Genomic DNA, 17504 nt, shown 5'->3' on the forward strand with positions numbered 1-17504 from the left:
CGCTGGTAGGTTCCAATGGCACCGCGTCGCTGGAGCTGGTATCGCTGGAGCGCAACATATTCAGCAGCACCGCGCATTACCGACCTCAAGGGTGAAGGCGAGATGTTCGGTGAAGCCCCGGTGGAGTTACTGTTCGTCGACCACATCGAGCACGGCCCTCTGCCATTCTCCCGCCTCGTGTCGCTGAAGTGGCTGCCAGTCATGGCCACCAGTCACTACGAACTGGAAAAAACCCCACTCACCGCCAAATGGTTCGCCGCGGCCAAGGACAAATCCCCGCTCACCGGCGTGGTCAACATCGGCTACGACAAATCCACCAACGGTAACCTCCAGTTGCTGCCGCTGGACGTCGCCCTTGACGACAAGTCCCAGCTGAAGTTTTCCGGATTGAACGTCGACGTCGATGCCAGCGCCCAGGCGAAAAAGGTCAAGGCCAACGGTTACATGGACAGCCTGACCCTCACGACCGTGGCTGAGGACCTGACGCCGGTTAAAGTCGAACTCGGCGGCCTGACCTTCGCCAGCAACCTGACCAAGGGTAGCTACGGGTATTACGTCGGCGAAAACACCGTCGAGCTGACCGACAACAAGACCACCTTCGGTGCCGGCCAGTCAGTATTGGGCCTGAAGAAGTTTGAAATGAAGAACCAGACCGAAGAATCGGGCACCAGCGCTTCAGGCCGTGCCGATTACAAGGTGGGCGAGGTGTCGCTGAACGGCAAGACCATCGGCTCCGCGCAGATGGCCATGAGCCTGAAGAACCTGGATATTCCGGCGACCATGTCGTTGATGCAGGTTTACCAGACCAAACTGCAACCTTACGAAAAGGCCGCAGCTGAAGCAGCAGCGGCAGGTTTGCCGGCGCCGGAGCTGGTGCTGACCCCGGCTGAAGAGGCCCAGGTAAAAACCGGCCTGGAAAAACTGCTGGCCGCCGGGCCGCAGGTTGCACTGGAAAACCTCTCGCTGAAAACCGCCAACGGCGAAAGCAAGGCCAACCTGGTGCTCGACCTGACCAAGCCGAAATCGATGGACCTGCCGCCGGATCAGTTGACTCAGCAGCTGATCGCTCTGCTGGACCTCAACGTGCAAGTGTCCAAGCCGATGTTGGTTGACCTGTTCAGCGTGCAGTCACAAATCGATGGCCAGACCGATGCCAAGCTGATCGCCGACCAGGCCACGGCCACAGCGGACATGTTCGGCAGCATGGCGGTGGGCAGCGAGTTTGCCAAACTCGATGGCAACAACGTCGTCACCAAGCTGCACTACGCCAACAACCTGGTGGAGTTCAATGGCCAGAAGATGACCGTTGAAGAGTTTGTCGGCTTCATCATGAGCAAAATCAGCGCTCCGGCACCCGTCGAGTAAGCTCCCGCGCTGGCGGATGAACCGCTGACCTCGTAGGAGCTGCCGAAGGCTGCGATCTTTTGATCTTGTAAGTCAAAAGATCGCAGCCTCAGGCAGCTCCTACGGAGAATGTTGCAGCAACTAATTCAATGAGCATCGCGAATCAGTGACCAGGCTTCTTCCATCGGCAATGGTTGTTTCATGCGTTCGGCCAGCATGGCCATGGCGCGTTCTTTTTCGCAGGCGACTGCCGCGACCAGCACACCATTTCTGCCGAACAGCCCAATAAACGGCGGGTGCTCGGGATCGCCGAGAAACTCGACCTCATCCCAATGTTCGGCGTGACCGAGATAGTCGTAGTTCTTGCCAAAATGCCAGGTCCAGAAAAACGCTACGTCGAGGTAGTGCTCTTCGCCTCCGAGCATGTTCGCGGCGGCGATTCGCGCATGTTGCTGGGCCAGGCGCCAGTGCTCGATGCGCTGAGGCTGGCCGTTGAGCGTGAAGGTCGCGATATCACCGACTGCCCATAGACCCTCGGCTAGGCGCATGCCGCCGTCGACTAGCAAAGACTGATCTTCGGCTCTGGGCAGATCTGAAAATGCCTCGGTCGCGGGAGTCACCCCAATCCCCGCCAGCACCAGGTCTGCGGGTAAGCGCTGGCCGTTGTCCAGCAGCACGGCTTCGACTTTTTCGCTGCCTTCGATTCCGGCGGCTTCACCGTCGGTATGAAGCTGCACGCCGTGGGCCTCATGTCGGGCGCGAATGGCTTTGCCGACAGTGTCGCCGAACTGCCTGGCGAAGGGCACTGTATGGCGGGCCAGAATCGTTACGTCCAGGCCGTATTCACGCAGGGCCCCTGCACACTCCAGGGCAATGAAACTGTCGCCGATGATCACGGCTTTCTGTCCGGGTTTTGCCGACTGCATGATCTCTTGCGCCTGATTTCTGGAGCGCAAGACGAAGACCTGTGGCAGGTCGGCGCCGGGCAGCTTGAGCGGATTGGGGTGCCTCCGGTGGCGAGCAAGGCGGCGTCGTAGGCAAGGGTCTGTCCGTTTGTGAGCTCCAGAGTCTGGTTGTCGGCGTCCAGGCGTGCTACTTCGCCGGTCAATCGCTCGATCCGCTGCTCTTGGTAGAAGTGCTCGTCGCGCAGGGGCGGGACTTCTTGCGGCGACATTTCAGCGGACAACACAAACTTGCTCAACACCGTCCGGTCGTAGCCCGCTTCTGCTTCGCGATCGACCAGCTGGATTCGGCCACCGAAGCCTTTTTCCCTCAGCGCAGCCGCAGCCGCTGTCCCTGCGGCACCCGCACCGACTATCAAGAAGGTTCGCTCATCGTCGGCGGGTGGGGTATTGGCGGCTGGTAGCGGTTGATCATCGACCCACACCTGATCATCGCGCATTTGCAGTGGGTAACGCTTGAGGCTGTCGAGGGCAGGCGGTTCGCAGAGGGCGCCATCTTCCATTCGGTACGCGGCTTTGTGCCACGGACAAATCAGCCGCCCGTTGCACAGCGCTCCCTCCGCCAGCGGCGCCCCGGCATGTGGGCACTCGCCCTGGTAGGCGCGCAACTCATCGCCAACCCGCAGCAGAACGATTTTCGTCCCCGCGACCTCGACTTCCAGACCACGGTGTTCCGGTATATCGGCGAATTGGGCAACGCGTTGCAAGGCCATGATCGCTCTCCAGGCAGGCATTTCCATTAAGACTGGGCGGCCGATCGCGAGGTTCAGCCAAATCCCTCTGCCACGGCGCGAACGGTGCGGCTATAGTTCGCAAGCCGACGTTGGCCCCACCCGCACCAGGTGCTCCGCAATGACCCGATTGACCTCTTTGACCCCTTGGCTGGCGGCCCTTGCAGTTGCCTTTTGCGTACAACTGCCGGCCCAGGCCCAGGAGCGTTTCACCGTTAACATTCCGGGCGTCTCCGATGACCGGCTGTTCACTGCCGCGGCAGCCAGCGACGCCGAAGGCTGCGGCGGCCACAACGTTTCCCCGGCACTGAGCTGGAATGCCGGCCCGGCCGGCACCTTGAGCTACGCGATCGTGATGCATGACCCCGACGGGCAAAAAGGCCAGGGCGTCGATCATTGGCTGCATTACGGCATCAAGGCCTCTACCCATCAGATTGCCGAAGGTGCGGGCACCAAGTCCACGCTCGACGGAGTCGGTGGCCTGAACAGCAAGGGCACCAAGGCCTACGTCGGTCCTTGTCCGCCTGTCGGCGACAGCGCCCACCACTACATCATCCAGCTTTACGCCCTGGACCTCGCTCCCGACGCCTTGCCCGCCGGCCTGACGCGTACCCAGTTGCTGGAAAAGATCAAAGGGCATGTGCTGAAGAACAGCAGCGTAGTGCGCCGTTATCACCGCTGAATATTTTTTCCGGTGAGTTAACCCGAACCTGCCGGGCTGCCCGTCTCAAAGGATGAATGGATCATCTTCCTTGAGGTCAGCCCCCATGTCCCTCCCTCTGCATTTCCTCCGCCCGGCCGCCCATGGTTTCGCCGCGGGCCTGCTGCTGGCGACGGCCGGCTGCGGTGTCTCGTCCACGCCAGACTCCGCTTCGATTGCCTCAGCACCCGCGCAAGCTGAGTTGAAGACCGAAGCCTTGGTCCTTGGCGATGCTGCCGCGGCCAAGCGCGCTGTGCGAGCAGCGCCGCTGGCGACTTTTGCCCCAATGCCAGAAGCATCCCCTGCGGGCTACCAGGACCAGCAGCGCGAGCAGTATCAGGCGCTGGCCGATAACCCGATTCACAGCGTGGCTCAAACGCCGCTCTCAACCTTCAGTGCCGACGTCGACACCGGCGCCTACGCCAATGTCCGGCGCTTGCTCAACCAGGGGCGCCTGCCGCCCGAAGGAGCGGTGCGCCTGGAAGAAATGGTCAACTACTTTCCCTACGACTACGCCTTGCCCACCGACGGCTCGCCCTTTGGCGTGACCACGGAGCTGGCGCCAACCCCCTGGAATGCGCACACCCGGTTGCTGCGCATCGGCATCAAGGCGTCGGACCGTGCCGTGGCGGACCTGGCCCCGGCAAACCTGGTCTTCCTGGTGGATGTGTCCGGCTCGATGGACCGTCGCGAAGGCCTGCCGCTGGTCAAGAGCACGCTGAAACTGCTGGTCGATCAACTGCGCGACCAGGATCGCGTGTCGCTGGTGGTGTACGCCGGTGAATCTCGTGTGGTGCTGGAGCCCACTTCCGGACGGGAAAAAGCGAAAATTCGTACAGCTATCGATCAGTTGACGGCGGGCGGTTCGACCGCGGGAGCCTCAGGCATTGAGCTGGCCTACCAAATGGCCCAGCAGGCGTTCATGCCCACAGGCATCAACCGCATCCTGCTGGCCACCGATGGCGACTTCAACGTCGGCGTCAGCGACTTCGACAGCCTCAAGCAAATGGCTGTGGATAAACGCAAAACCGGGATTTCCCTGACCACCCTGGGTTTCGGTGTGGATAACTACAATGAACACTTGATGGAACAACTGGCCGACGCTGGCGATGGCAACTACGCCTATATCGACAACCTGCGCGAGGCGCGCAAGGTCCTGGTCGACCAGCTCGGTTCAACCCTCGCGGTCGTCGCGAAAAACGTGAAGCTGCAAGTGGAATTTAACCCGGCCCAGGTTAGCGAGTACCGCCTGTTGGGCTATGAAAATCGCGCCTTGAAACGCGAAGATTTCAGCAACGACAAGGTCGACGCTGGCGAAATCGGCGCAGGCCATACGGTAACCGCCCTGTACGAAATTGTTCCAAAGGGGGAGAAAGGTTGGCTGGAGCCGCTGCGCTACAGCCAGGCCGCCAGCATTGATGCCACCAAGACAACGGAAATGGCCATGCTGCGCGTGCGTTATCAGCTGCCGCAAGGTGGGAATAGTCGCTTGATTGAACGCCCGATCGTTGCAGGCCAAGCCGAAGCCGCCTCTGACGATCTGCGATTCGCCGCAGCCGTGGCAGCTTTTTCCCAGCAGCTGAAGGACGGGCGCTATACCGCCAGCTTCAGTCTGAAAGACACTGAGGCACTGGCCCGTGGCGCTCGGGGCGAAGACCGGTTTGGCCTGCGAGCGGAGTTCGTGCAGTTGGTCGAGCTGGCGCAAAGCCTGCAAACCACCGAACATCAGGCAATGATCCAAGAGAACCACTGACATGACTGCCCCGCCTCCAAGCTCGGCCACCAGCAGCGACGAATCGCTGCTGTCGCGCTATCGCGAGGGCGACGGCGCGGCGTTCGAGATTTTGTACGCCCGCCATCGTCAGGGCCTGTATCGATTTTTGCTTGGCTTGAGCGGCAAACCCGAGCTGGCCGACGAGATTTTTCAGGAGACTTGGCTGAGCCTGATTCGCAGCGCCAGTCAGCCACAAGGCCGGGCGACTTTTCGTACGTGGCTGTTCCAGATTGCCCGCAATCGTCTGATCGATCATTGGCGCAAGCACGGAATTCGTAACCCTTTGCACGACAGCTATGACGAACAGGTCCACGCCCTGCCTGATGACGCCGCCGATCCTGCACAATTGCTGAGCCTCAGCCGCGACAGCCAGCGTCTGGAAAACGCCCTGCAAGCCTTGCCCGCCGAACAACGCGAAGTGTTCCTGCTGCGCGCCCACGGCGATCTTGACCTGGCACAAATCGCCAGCCTCACCGAAACACCGCTGGAAACCGTCAAAAGCCGCCTGCGCTACGCCCAGCAAAAACTGCGTCGGCTGCTGGCCGAGGAGGTACTGACATGACTGACGCCCGCAAGACACCCGAAGAGGAAGTGGTAAAACACTTTCGTGAACAGTCTACCGACGAGCCACCGGCACACCTGGATGCGTTCATCCTCGCCGCAGCGCATCGAGAAACCCCGGCACCCAAGGCAAGCCTCTGGCAGCGGTGGTCGCAAGCCTGCCAAAAGCCGCGCTGGCAAGTCGGATTCGCCAGCCTGGTCGGCGTCGCGCTGATGCTGGCGCTGGTACAACCCGGTCCCGAGCGGGAGCCCGCCTACGACTTCGCGCCAACCCCCAAAGCCTCCGCCCCGGCACCTGCAGCGCCGATGGCCGAACTCGCCGCGCCTGCGCAGCGTGAATCCATGCGGGCGCAAATGGGCGACGAAGCCAAAGTCAGCAAACGCATGGCAGCGCCGGCAAAGAGCCTGGATGAGCAGTTGCTTGAGGTGATGCGCCTGCAGCAAATCGGTCAGAAACCAGCGGCGGACAAGTTGTTAGAGTCGCTGAAGCAACGTTTCTCCAACGAAAACCTGGACGACCGGCTCAAGGAACTGCAGAAAAACCAGCACCGATAACGGTCCGCCATTTGGCAACCAACCCTGAAAGCGCGCACTATCGGGCCATAGCCGATGCGTTGGAGGAAGCCATGGCGAAAAAATCGACCGCATCGCCCAAATGCTCAACTGCCCGGTGAAGGGAGAGGAACTAAGGCGGGCAGTGACCGAGAGCCGCAAGGAATTCCTGTTGGCTCAGGAGAAGGAGCAGGCCTTGGAGGAGGATGACCTTGATGATGAGGTGTTCGAGGATGAGGAGGGGGATGATGAATATGATGAGTTTGATTGGACTACGGAGTGAGGGAGCTGCGGAGTCAACCTGATTCAGGTCGAGACACCACCCACAAAAAAGCCCCAGACCTTAAGGCCTGGGGCTTTTTCGTTTCTACTATGGTGCACCAGGCGGGATTCGAACCCACGACCACTGCCTTCGGAGGGCAGTACTCTATCCAGCTGAGCTACTGGTGCAAGCGGGCGCCATGATACTCATAAGCGCTGCGGGCGTCCATGCTGCTGAATCGCCTGTGTTTTTTGGCCGCCGAACGGACGGTTGTCACGTTGATCAGAAAAAATGGGCAAATGAACGGTTTTTGTTCTTTTTTTCGAACGACCTATTGTCCTTTACCCCCTTTGATCCTACGATCCGTTTGAGATTTCAAACGCTCTTTGCTGGGTGTTGCAGCGCGCGAGTCCAATCCGTGCGCTATTTATGTGCTTCAGCCCGGTCACTGATTTCCCTGACGGCAGCCTTGCGAGGCGCCTTTCTACAATCATAATTTGCTCCGCGCAGGCCGCGGTGCTGTTAAGGAAAGCCGACATGCAGCTTAAAGACACCCAGTTGTTCCGCCAGCAAGCCTTCATTGATGGCGCTTGGGTTGATGCGGACAACGGTCAGACGATCAAGGTTAATAACCCGGCCACCGGCGAAATCCTCGGTACCGTGCCAAAAATGGGCGCCGCCGAAACCCGCCGTGCCATCGAAGCCGCTGACAAGGCGCTGCCGGCCTGGCGTGCACTGACCGCCAAGGAGCGTGCAGGCAAGCTGCGTCGTTGGTTCGAACTGATGATCGAGAACCAGGACGATCTCGCTCGCCTGATGACCCTCGAACAGGGCAAGCCGCTGGCCGAAGCCAAGGGCGAAATCGTTTACGCCGCTTCGTTCATCGAGTGGTTCGCCGAAGAAGCCAAGCGCATCTACGGTGACGTGATTCCTGGCCACCAGCCAGACAAACGCCTGATCGTGATCAAGCAGCCAATCGGCGTGACCGCAGCGATCACTCCGTGGAACTTTCCGGCGGCGATGATCACCCGTAAAGCCGGCCCAGCGCTGGCGGCCGGCTGCACCATGGTGCTCAAGCCTGCTTCGCAAACTCCGTTTTCCGCTTTCGCCCTGGCCGAACTGGCTCAGCGTGCCGGCATTCCTGCGGGCGTATTCAGCGTGGTCTCCGGCAGTGCTGGCGACATCGGCAGCGAGCTGACCAGCAACCCGATCGTGCGCAAACTGTCCTTCACCGGTTCGACTGAAATCGGTCGTCAACTGATGGCGGAATGTGCCAAGGACATCAAGAAAGTCTCGCTGGAACTGGGCGGCAACGCGCCGTTCATCGTGTTCGACGACGCGGACCTGGATAAGGCCGTCGAAGGCGCGATCATTTCCAAGTACCGCAACAACGGCCAGACCTGCGTCTGCGCCAACCGCCTGTACATTCAGGATTCGGTCTACGACGCGTTCGCCGAGAAGCTGAAAGTGGCAGTCGCCAAGCTGAAGATCGGTAACGGTCTGGAAGACGGCACCACCACTGGCCCGCTGATCGACGAAAAAGCCGTGGCCAAGGTGCAGGAACACATCGCTGACGCTGTGGCCAAAGGCGCTACCGTACTGGCCGGTGGCAAGGCGATGGAAGGCAACTTCTTCGAGCCGACCATTCTGACCAACGTGCCGAAAAACGCAGCCGTGGCCAAGGAAGAAACCTTCGGCCCACTGGCGCCGCTGTTCCGCTTCAAAGACGAAGCCGAAGTGATCGCGATGTCCAACGACACCGAGTTCGGTCTGGCTTCGTACTTCTACGCTCGCGACCTGGGCCGTGTGTTCCGTGTGGCGGAAGCGCTGGAATACGGCATGGTTGGCGTCAACACCGGGCTGATCTCCAACGAAGTCGCGCCGTTCGGCGGCATCAAGGCCTCGGGCCTGGGCCGTGAAGGCTCCAAGTACGGCATCGAAGATTACCTGGAAATCAAATACCTCTGCCTGGGCATCTAAGCCGAGAAAGAGATCGCTGCAAACGCAAAGGGCACGAGAGCGCTGTCCCTTTGCGTCGTTTCAAACCGGAATTTTCTCTGCGGCCGGGAACGCCGTGGCAGTCGATCATCGCATGCTGCCACCGTCGCTTCCTCCCGCTTAATCCTTGAACCACGCCGCCCGATGAGCGGCGAATGAGGACTGTAATGAGCAAGACTAACGCTGAACTGATGGCCCGTCGTACCGCTGCTGTACCACGTGGTGTTGGCCAGATTCACCCGATCTTCGCCGAGTCCGCGAAGAACGCTACCGTGACTGACGTTGAAGGTCGTGAGTTCATCGACTTCGCTGGCGGTATCGCGGTACTGAACACCGGCCACGTACACCCGAAAATCATCGCCGCCGTGACCGCGCAGCTGAACAAGCTGACCCACACCTGCTTCCAGGTTCTAGCCTACGAGCCGTACGTAGAAGTGTGCGAAAAGATCAACGCCAAGATCCCGGGTGATTTCGCCAAGAAAACCCTGCTGGTCACCACCGGTTCCGAAGCCGTAGAAAACGCCGTGAAAATCGCCCGTGCCGCCACTGGCCGCGCTGGCGTGATCGCCTTCACCGGCGCTTACCACGGTCGCACCATGATGACCCTGGGCCTGACCGGTAAAGTCGTGCCTTACTCGGCCGGCATGGGCCTGATGCCAGGCGGCATCTTCCGCGCGCTGTACCCGAACGAACTGCACGGCGTGAGCATCGACGACTCGATCGCTTCCATCGAACGCATCTTCAAGAACGACGCCGAGCCGAAAGACATCGCCGCGATCATCATCGAGCCGGTACAGGGTGAAGGTGGTTTCTACGTCGCGCCGAAGGAATTCATGAAGCGTCTGCGCGCACTGTGCGACCAGCACGGCATCCTGCTGATCGCTGACGAAGTACAGACCGGCGCTGGCCGTACCGGTACGTTCTTCGCCATGGAACAGATGGGCGTTGCTGCCGACCTGACCACCTTCGCCAAATCCATCGCTGGCGGCTTCCCGCTGGCCGGTGTTTGCGGCAAGGCTGAATACATGGACGCCATTGCTCCAGGCGGCCTGGGCGGCACCTACGCCGGTAGCCCGATCGCTTGCGCCGCGGCCCTGGCCGTGATGGAAGTGTTTGAAGAAGAAAACCTGCTGGATCGCTGCAAGGCAGTCGGCGAGCGTCTGGTAACCGGCCTGAAAGCCATCCAGGCCAAGTACCCGGTCATCGGCGAAGTCCGTGCCCTGGGCGCGATGATCGCGGTCGAGCTGTTTGAAAACGGCGACAGCCACAAGCCGAACGCTGCTGCAGTAGCGTCGGTTGTGGCCAAGGCGCGCGACAAGGGCCTGATCCTGCTGTCCTGCGGCACCTACGGCAACGTTCTGCGCGTACTGGTACCGCTGACTTCGCCGGACGAGCAACTGGACAAAGGCCTGGCGATCATCGAAGAGTGCTTCTCGGAGCTTTGATCTAAAGTGCTCTTATGAAAGTGTGAGCTGATCGACAAAAAAACCCGCTTCGGCGGGTTTTTGTACATGAAACCCACAGCGCTGTTTCCTGTGGCCTGCATTGACTATGGTGCATGCATTGAGAGGAGAGCCTGTTTGCATGAGAGCCGTTGAGTTACCCGCTGTACCTCGAGTGCTGATTGCCGAGGCGGATCCCTGGTCGCGGGATTTGCTCCAGCAAGTGCTGCTGAACGTGCGCTGCGATGCTCGCATCGATCTCTGTGCCGATGGCCAGGACGCGTTGTCGCGACTGGCGGAAAACGCCTACGACCTGGTGATCGTCGACTGGGCGTTGCCTGGTGTGGATGGCTTGAATGTGTTGCGCAGCGTTCGCCAGCGCAAGCGCAATCCGCCGTTGCCGTTCATTCTGATGAGCAGCCGCAATGACAGCGCCAGCGTGCGCGAAGCCTTACCGTTGGCGCCTACGGCTTACCTGACCAAGCCGTTGAACATGGAAAACCTGACCGACCGCTTGCAGGGTTTGCTGCTCAATGCTGGGCAGGAAGTTTTTTGTGAAGTGCCGGCCCTGGCGGCGGGCATGACCTTGGCGGTGTATCTGGAGCGCCGGCGGACGCTGGCTGACGGTGCACCACTGATGACCGATGTGGAGGTAGCGGTCAAACGCAGCCTTAACCCCGGGGGCTTGACCTGACCGTCCTCGAAGAGGAAACGCGTACCGATCCGCAGATCACGGCCGTGTTGATTGCCGCCGCCAATAGCGCCGCGCAACACCATGGCGCGCCGGTGCAGACCCTGGCGCAGGCACTGCAGCGCTTGGGCACCGGGCAGAGCATGAACCTGATTCTGGGGCTGGCGCTCAAGCGCAGTGCCAGGCTCAGCGACCCGTGTCTGGCGGACTATGCCGAGCGTTACTGGGGACTGTCGCTGCACACCGCTGAATATGCGCGGACCCTGGCCCGTCTTCTCGACCTGGACCAGGAGCGCTGTTATTGCGCGGGCATACTGCATCGCCTCGGTGATCTGGCATTGCTGCGTTGTTTACAGGAATGGCAGCAGGCCGGTGGAGAGCTGGATGAGTTGGAGGAAGTCGGCGAAGCACTGGCAGAATTTGGCGCGGCCTATGGTTCGGCGCTGCGAGCCCGCTGGCGTTTGCCGCTGGAGTTGCGTGAATTGATTGCCGCGGTCTACCAGCTCGGTGGCGGGGTATATTCGCGTGAGGCGCTGGTGATGAACATGGCGGCGCAGATGGCCCATCTGACCGAGCACGAAGGCATAGAGGAACTGGCCAAGAGCCGCACGGCACGGCTGCTCAAGATCGGCTTGCCGGAGTTGATACGAATGCGCAAAAATAGCCGCCTCGCCCGTAGGAGCTGCCGAAGGCCGCGATCTTTTGATCTTGTAATCTTTGGTTAGCCCCCAATCAAAAGATCGCAGCCTCGTTTCTCTCGGCATCTCCTACAGTGGGCGAATCAGCCGGGGATGATCCGGTTCTTGCCCTGGCGCTTGGCTTCGTACATCGCCGCGTCCGCACGGGCGAACAGGCTGTCGAGGTTTTCATCTGCCTCGGTGAGGCTGGTCAGACCCTGGCTGACGGTGATGCCGAACGTCTGGGCGTCATGGCTGAAACTCAAACGCTGAATCTCCTGTTGCAGCCGCTCGGCCACCTGCATGGCCACCCCGGGCTCGCAGCCTGGAAACACTGCCGCAAACTCCTCTCCGCCGATGCGCCCGAACACGTCACCACGACGCAATGCGGCGCGACCGCACTCAGCGATGCGTTGCAATACGTTATCGCCTTCCTGGTGGCCATAGGTGTCGTTCACGGTCTTGAAATCATCGATATCCAGCATCAGGAACGACAGCGGGGTGCCCTGGGTTCGCGCCCGCTCGAACTCGTGGTTGGCGCATTCGAAAAATGCCGGCGGTTGCTGCTCTCGGTCAATTCGTCGGTAGTGGCCAGGCGTTGCAATTCGGTTTCGAGGTGCTTTTTTCGGTGATGTCTTCGGCAATGCCGACGATGATCAGAGGCTGGCCCGGCTCGCCCTGGCGGTTGATAAAGCACTTGTCGCTCAGCCAGCGTACCTGGCCGTCGGCGGTAACGATTCGATATTCACGGTCTTCGACCGAGCCTTTGTCCAGCACGGAGGCCAGGCTGCGCTCGGCTTCTTCCAGGTCATCCGGGTAAACGCTGTCGCGCCACTGGTTGTAGTCGGCCAGCAACGGGTCGGTGGGGCGCCCGAAAATCCGTTCGTAGGCCGGGCTGACATAGAGCACCTCGCGGGTTTCCCAGTTGAATGCCCACAGCACCGCATTGACGCTCACCAGCAGCGAGCTCAACAGCTGTTCGCGTTCACTCAAGCGCGCGACCTCGCCTCGGGCCTGCATCAGCGCCATCAGGGTCTGCGCGGCCTCTGGCCATTGCGGCGGGGAAGAATCCTGCAGGTTTTTATCGACCATCGACACTAATCTCAAAGAGCGTGCCGCGAGTTCGGCAGCGGCTGCAGCGAAGACCGCCAGGGTGGCGAAGTGCTTTTGAGATAGGGGATTTGGAACTAAGTTCCCGGGGTGGGGAGAGCAGGGGGATGCGCCCGCCGGGCGGTAAGCGAAGGGGTTTATCGCGTACAGCGGTTGTTCAGGGGCGTGTGCTGCGCAAAAACGAGCGGGAGCAAGCTTACTCGCCACAGGAGCGCGGCTTGCTGTCCCAGAGCACCTCGGGCGAGGTGCTCTGCCTGGGCTCAGGCGTTGGCGGGGCGCAGCGAGTAGGTTTTCAACTGGTCAGCAAAATCGCGCAGGGACTGGATGCCACTGGCCTCGGCCTCGTGAATCCACTCTTTGATGGCCGCGAGCATGTCGTGGCCATTTGCGCTGGTCTTGACCCAGATCTGCTGCAGGGCGAGGCGTTTTTCGTAAATTACCTTCAGCGCCTGGCTGTGCTCGAGCATGTTCTGGATGCGCAGGTGATGACGATCTTCCAGCAGGCTGGTTTCCCGCGACAGCAGGCGTTTGGCCCGATGGAACTGGTGGCGCACCGAATGATCGACCTTGGCCAGCTCTTGCTTGACCAGTGGGCCGATCACCAACTTGCGGTACTGGGCCATGATCTGGAAGCGGTTGTTAAGGATCGCCATTGCAGTGTCCATGTCCAGGCTGCCTTTGCCTTCCACACGGTGGGCAATCGGCGCGACACGCTGCACCTTGGCCAGACGCAGAAAACTGAAGACTTTGATCCATGCCCAACCGAGGTCGAACTCCCACTTCTTCACCGACAGCTTGGCCGAGTTAGGGTAGGTGTGATGGTTGTTGTGCAGTTCTTCACCGCCGATCAGGATGCCCCATGGCACCAGATTGGTCGCCGCGTCGCGGCATTCGAAATTGCGGTAGCCAACGGCATGGCCCAGCCCGTTGATCACGCCGGCGGCCCACACCGGGATCCACATCATCTGGATCGCCCAGATGGTGATGCCGATGGTGCCGAACAGCAGCAGGTCGATGACGCCCATGATCGCGACGCCCAACAGCGGATAGCGACTGTAGACGTTGCGTTCGATCCAGTCTTCCGGGCAGTTCTTGCCGTAGATGCGCAGGGTTTCCGGGTTCTGGGCTTCGGCACGGTACAGCTCGGCGCCGGTACGCAGTACTGTGGAAAGACCTTTGATGACCGGGCTGTGCGGGTCATCTTCGGTTTCGCATTTGGCGTGATGCTTGCGGTGGATGGCAGTCCACTCGCGGGTGTTCTGCGCCGTGGTCAGCCACAGCCAGAAGCGGAAGAAATGTTTCAGGCCGGCATTGAGCTCAAGGGAGCGATGGGCTGAATAGCGATGCAGATAGACAGTGACGCCGATGATTGTGATGTGGGTCATCAGCAGGGTGACTGCGACCAGTGACCAGGCCGACAAGCCAAGAAAACCTTCGTACCACATAGGCTATAGGGCCCTCGATAAAGATAAAAACAGCCGTTGCATTATCACTAAGCACACAGATAAAACCAGTCGCCCTTTCAGATAAGAGTCGCTGAATGTTTCTTGACCTATAATTCCAACCTTTTTGTAGGGACATGGACAGCCGAATGTCTGCCACTTATCGCGATGCCTTGCGTGCAGCGCTGCTCTATCTCGTGCTTGCCGTCCTCTGGGTTTCGCTCAGCGGTTTTGCATTAAACAGTTTCTTCGATGATTCGGCCGAGGCGTTGCACTGGCAAACGATCAACGGCTACATCTGGCTATTGCTGAGCGCGGGAATTATTTTCATTGCCCGCACGCGTTTGTTCCGCTGCCTTGGGATTGGTGCGCAGTTGGCTGAGCGTTCTGCGGATAGAGAGCGGCTGCGTCAGGCCGCAGCCGTGTTTGATTGCACCCGCGAAGGCGTGCTGGTCACAAATGAAAAAGGATTGATCGTTCACGTTAACCGGGCGTTCATGCAGATCACCGGCTATCAGCGCGAAGAAGTGATGGGCCAGCAACCGAGCCTGTTCAAATCCGGTCGCCATCCGGCGAGCTTCTACCAGGCCATGTTCAAGACGCTCAACAGTGTTGGCGAGTGGAGCGGTGAAATCTGGAATCGGCGCAAAAGCGGGGAAATCTATCCGCAATGGCAGACGATCCGTATCGTTCGTGACGATGATGGACGGGTCAGCCAATACGTGGCGGTATTCTCCGACATCAGCGCAATCAAGAATTCCGAGAATGTGCTGACCCATCTTGCCCATCACGACCCATTGACCGACTTGCCCAATCGCCTGCTGTTCACCGACCGTGCCGAACAGGCGCTGGCTTCGGCGCAGACTCATAAGCGTGGTTGTGCGCTGCTGATGCTCGATCTGGATCACTTCAAGATGATCAACGACAGCCTCGGGCATAACGTTGGTGATCGACTGCTCAAAGCGGTGGCGGCGCGCTTACAGGCGTTGTTCGGCCCCGGTATTACCTTGGCGCGGCTCGGCGGCGATGAATTCGCGGTGCTCTCTGAAAGTTGTCCACAACCCGGACAAGCAGCGGCATTGGCTCAGCGCATTATCGATGCACTCAAGGAGCCGTTCGGCATCGACGGCCACGAGTTATTCATCAACGCCAGCATCGGCATCAGTCTGTTCCCCAGCGATGCGCTGAGCGCGGAGCAGCTGTTGCGCAATGCCGATGCCGCGCTATTCAAGGCCAAAAGCAGCGGGCGCAACGGTTACGCCTTGTACACCGAAGAACTTACCGCGCACGCCCAGCAGCGGGTCGAAATCGCCTTCGAACTGCGCCGCGCGCTGGAACAGCAGGAACTGCGGGTCTATTACCAACCGGTGCATGACCTGAAAACCAGTCGTCTGATCGGCGTTGAAGCCTTGGTGCGCTGGCAGCATCCGCAGCGTGGTCTGGTGTCGCCGGCGGAGTTCATCCCGATTGCCGAGCGCACCGGGTTGATCGCCGAAATCGATGCCTGGGTGATGCAACAAGCCTGCCTGCAAATGTGCCGATGGCAGCAGGCCGGGGTGGTGTTGTCGTTTGTGGCGGTGAATGTTTCGTCGCGACTGTTCGCGCGACGTGAGCTGTATCAACAGGTGGCGCAAGTGCTGCGCGACACTGGGCTGGACCCGGCGTATCTGGAATTGGAAGTCACTGAAAGCGCGGTGATGGATGACCCGGAAGTGGCGCTGGAGCAGATGCATCGCCTGCGTGAGCTGGGCATTCGTCTGGCAATCGACGATTTCGGCACAGGCTATTCGTCGCTGCTGCGGCTCAAGCGGCTGCCGGTGCAGAAGTTGAAGATCGACCAGGGATTTGTCGCTGGCTTGCCGGGGGATGAGGATGACGCGGCGATTGTCCGGGTGATTATCGCGCTGGCGCAGAGCATGGGCATGCAGGTCCATGCCGAAGGGATCGAACAGGTCGAGCAGGCCAGTTTCCTGCTCGAGCACGACTGCGATCTGGGCCAGGGTTACTGGTTCGCGCGACCGATGCCTGCTGCGCAGCTCGACTGGGCGCGGGCGCCGCATATCGGTTAAACCCTCTCGTGGTCTGCTTGAAAGATCGCGCAGCATCAATCGCAGCCTCGTTTCACTCGCCAGCTCCTACGGGGTGGAGGATGGGCGGTGTTCATGAAGTTCACTTCTGGTTATATAAACATTCTTAAATAGTCTTTTTAAGAATATCCATGCCTCTCTTATATTGCTCCCACGCCGAACGCAGTGCCGCCCACTGCCAGGCATATCCCATTCAAAGGAGCAGCACCATGAGCGCATCCCTTCGCAGCGTTGACGGTCAGGACGAAAGCACCATCTTGCGTGAAATCCAGAGCGCCCTGCGCGATCTGCGTTTCGGCGCGGTGGAGATCACTGTGCATAACGCACAAGTCGTGCAGATCGAACGCAAAGAGAAATTCCGCTTGCAGCAACCCGGCAAACAACCGGGCTAAAAGATCGCAGCCTGCGGCAGCTCCTACGGGGGATTTATGTAGGAGCTGCCGAAGGCTGCGATCTTTGAACCGGCAACACGATTTCCGAAATACATAAGAAAAAGCCACCACCAGAATTCCAGGAGCTTTCACCATGTCGTCGATTCGCCGTTACGCTTTGGCCGCGCTGGCCAGCGCTGTGTTTGCCGGTTCCGCGGTTGCCAAGGATTACGAACTGCTCAATGTGTCGTATGACCCGACGCGCGAGCTGTATCAGGACTACAACGCCGAATTCATCAAGTTCTGGCAGAAGGATCATGCCGGCGACACCGTGAAAATCCAGCAATCCCACGGTGGTTCGGGCAAGCAGGGCCGTGCGGTCATCGACGGCCTGCGTGCCGACGTCGTGACCCTGGCCCTGGCCGGCGACATCGACGAAATCGCCAAACTCGGCAAGACCCTGCCCGCCGACTGGCAGAAGCGTCTGCCGGAAGCGAGCACGCCGTACACCTCGACCATTGTGTTCCTGGTGCGCAAGGGCAACCCGAAAGGCATCAAGGACTGGGGCGATCTGGTCAAGAACGACGTCTCGGTGATCACCCCGAACCCGAAAACCTCCGGCGGTGCGCGCTGGAACTTCCTCGCCGCGTGGGCCTACGGCCTGAAAGCCAACGGCGGTGACGAAGGCAAAGCCAAAGAATACGTACAGACCCTGTTCAAGCATGTGCCCGTGCTGGACACCGGTGCCCGTGGCTCGACCATCACCTTCGTCAACAACGGTCAGGGTGACGTGTTGCTGG

The 17504-nt window shown here is 60.0% G+C and carries 11 protein-coding genes, 1 tRNA gene and 4 pseudogenes; 12 read left to right on the forward strand and 4 right to left on the reverse strand.

Annotated elements, in window-relative coordinates:
• Positions 1–1365 (forward strand): annotated as a pseudogene (locus JFT80_RS13075) (YdgA family protein); the annotation flags it as partial.
• A 125-nt stretch (positions 1366–1490) separates the two neighbouring features.
• Here JFT80_RS13075 and JFT80_RS13080 read toward each other — a convergent pair.
• Positions 1491–3046 (reverse strand): annotated as a pseudogene (locus JFT80_RS13080) (FAD-dependent oxidoreductase).
• Between the two features lie 112 nt (positions 3047–3158).
• On the opposite strand from JFT80_RS13080, the gene JFT80_RS13085 reads away from it, so the two are divergent.
• From JFT80_RS13085 to JFT80_RS13105, 5 genes are all read left to right on the forward strand, one after another.
• Positions 3159–3719, forward strand: a complete 561-nt coding sequence (locus JFT80_RS13085) for a YbhB/YbcL family Raf kinase inhibitor-like protein (protein ID WP_201148136.1) — start codon at positions 3159–3161, stop codon at positions 3717–3719.
• Between the two features lie 85 nt (positions 3720–3804).
• A complete protein-coding gene (locus tag JFT80_RS13090; RefSeq protein ID WP_201148137.1) occupies positions 3805–5490 on the forward strand; it encodes a VWA domain-containing protein in 1686 nt (561 codons plus the stop codon).
• 1 nt (position 5491) lies between these two features.
• On the forward strand, positions 5492–6073 hold the full coding sequence (locus JFT80_RS13095; RefSeq protein WP_201148138.1) for an RNA polymerase sigma factor: 582 nt from the start codon (positions 5492–5494) through the stop codon (positions 6071–6073).
• Positions 6070–6627: a hypothetical protein gene (locus JFT80_RS13100; protein WP_201148139.1), complete on the forward strand. Its 558-nt coding sequence runs from the start codon at positions 6070–6072 to the stop codon at positions 6625–6627. Before JFT80_RS13095 ends, JFT80_RS13100 begins: the two co-directional genes overlap by 4 nt.
• A 142-nt stretch (positions 6628–6769) precedes the next feature.
• The gene (locus JFT80_RS13105) at positions 6770–6907 is read left to right on the forward strand and encodes a hypothetical protein (RefSeq protein ID WP_242482925.1); all 138 of its coding nucleotides are present in this window, start codon (positions 6770–6772) and stop codon (positions 6905–6907) included.
• A 90-nt stretch (positions 6908–6997) separates the two neighbouring features.
• Here JFT80_RS13105 and JFT80_RS13110 read toward each other — a convergent pair.
• A tRNA-Arg gene (locus JFT80_RS13110) sits at positions 6998–7074 on the reverse strand.
• Between the two features lie 349 nt (positions 7075–7423).
• Here JFT80_RS13110 and gabD point away from each other — a divergent pair.
• The 3 genes and pseudogenes from gabD to JFT80_RS13125 all read left to right on the forward strand — a co-directional run bounded on the left by gabD (position 7424) and on the right by JFT80_RS13125 (position 11742).
• Positions 7424–8866: an NADP-dependent succinate-semialdehyde dehydrogenase gene (gene gabD, locus JFT80_RS13115; protein WP_095191630.1), complete on the forward strand. Its 1443-nt coding sequence runs from the start codon at positions 7424–7426 to the stop codon at positions 8864–8866.
• A 185-nt stretch (positions 8867–9051) separates the two neighbouring features.
• Positions 9052–10329 (forward strand): 4-aminobutyrate--2-oxoglutarate transaminase, encoded by a 1278-nt coding sequence (gabT, locus tag JFT80_RS13120; protein WP_201148141.1) that lies wholly within the window; start codon positions 9052–9054, stop codon positions 10327–10329.
• A 139-nt stretch (positions 10330–10468) separates the two neighbouring features.
• Positions 10469–11742, forward strand: a pseudogene (locus tag JFT80_RS13125) (HDOD domain-containing protein).
• Positions 11743–11798: 56 nt separating this feature from the next.
• Here JFT80_RS13125 and JFT80_RS13130 read toward each other — a convergent pair.
• Positions 11799–12786: pseudogene (locus JFT80_RS13130) on the reverse strand (GGDEF domain-containing protein).
• A 278-nt stretch (positions 12787–13064) separates the two neighbouring features.
• Positions 13065–14249, reverse strand: coding sequence for a delta-9 fatty acid desaturase DesA (desA, locus tag JFT80_RS13135; protein ID WP_201148142.1), 1185 nt, complete (start codon positions 14247–14249; stop codon positions 13065–13067).
• A gap of 146 nt (positions 14250–14395) precedes the next feature.
• Here desA and dibA point away from each other — a divergent pair, with 146 nt between their 5' ends.
• The 3 genes from dibA to JFT80_RS13150 all read left to right on the forward strand — a co-directional run.
• A complete protein-coding gene (gene dibA / locus JFT80_RS13140) occupies positions 14396–16315 on the forward strand; it encodes a phosphodiesterase DibA (RefSeq protein ID WP_201148143.1) in 1920 nt (639 codons plus the stop codon).
• Between the two features lie 227 nt (positions 16316–16542).
• Positions 16543–16725, forward strand: coding sequence for a sulfur starvation response protein OscA (gene oscA, locus JFT80_RS13145; protein ID WP_007917682.1), 183 nt, complete (start codon positions 16543–16545; stop codon positions 16723–16725).
• Between the two features lie 133 nt (positions 16726–16858).
• The coding region (locus tag JFT80_RS13150; RefSeq protein ID WP_201148144.1) for a sulfate ABC transporter substrate-binding protein at positions 16859–17504 on the forward strand (646 nt) is incomplete at its 3' end.

The sequence above is a fragment of the Pseudomonas sp. TH10 genome, from assembly GCF_016651255.1.
In the GTDB taxonomy this organism is placed as follows: domain Bacteria; phylum Pseudomonadota; class Gammaproteobacteria; order Pseudomonadales; family Pseudomonadaceae; genus Aquipseudomonas.

What these genes read in the sequence shown, in the direction of transcription:
- JFT80_RS13085 (WP_201148136.1), top strand. Translation starts at nt 3,159, where the DNA reads ATGACCCGATTGACCTCTTTGACCCCTTGGCTGGCGGCCCTTGCAGTT.
- JFT80_RS13090 (WP_201148137.1), top strand. Translation starts at nt 3,805, where the DNA reads ATGTCCCTCCCTCTGCATTTCCTCCGCCCGGCCGCCCATGGTTTCGCC.
- JFT80_RS13095 (WP_201148138.1), top strand. Translation starts at nt 5,492, where the DNA reads ATGACTGCCCCGCCTCCAAGCTCGGCCACCAGCAGCGACGAATCGCTG.
- JFT80_RS13100 (WP_201148139.1), top strand. Translation starts at nt 6,070, where the DNA reads ATGACTGACGCCCGCAAGACACCCGAAGAGGAAGTGGTAAAACACTTT.
- gabD (WP_095191630.1), top strand. Translation starts at nt 7,424, where the DNA reads ATGCAGCTTAAAGACACCCAGTTGTTCCGCCAGCAAGCCTTCATTGAT.
- gabT (WP_201148141.1), top strand. Translation starts at nt 9,052, where the DNA reads ATGAGCAAGACTAACGCTGAACTGATGGCCCGTCGTACCGCTGCTGTA.
- desA (WP_201148142.1), bottom strand. Translation starts at nt 14,249, where the DNA reads ATGTGGTACGAAGGTTTTCTTGGCTTGTCGGCCTGGTCACTGGTCGCA.
- dibA (WP_201148143.1), top strand. Translation starts at nt 14,396, where the DNA reads ATGTCTGCCACTTATCGCGATGCCTTGCGTGCAGCGCTGCTCTATCTC.
- oscA (WP_007917682.1), top strand. Translation starts at nt 16,543, where the DNA reads ATGAGCGCATCCCTTCGCAGCGTTGACGGTCAGGACGAAAGCACCATC.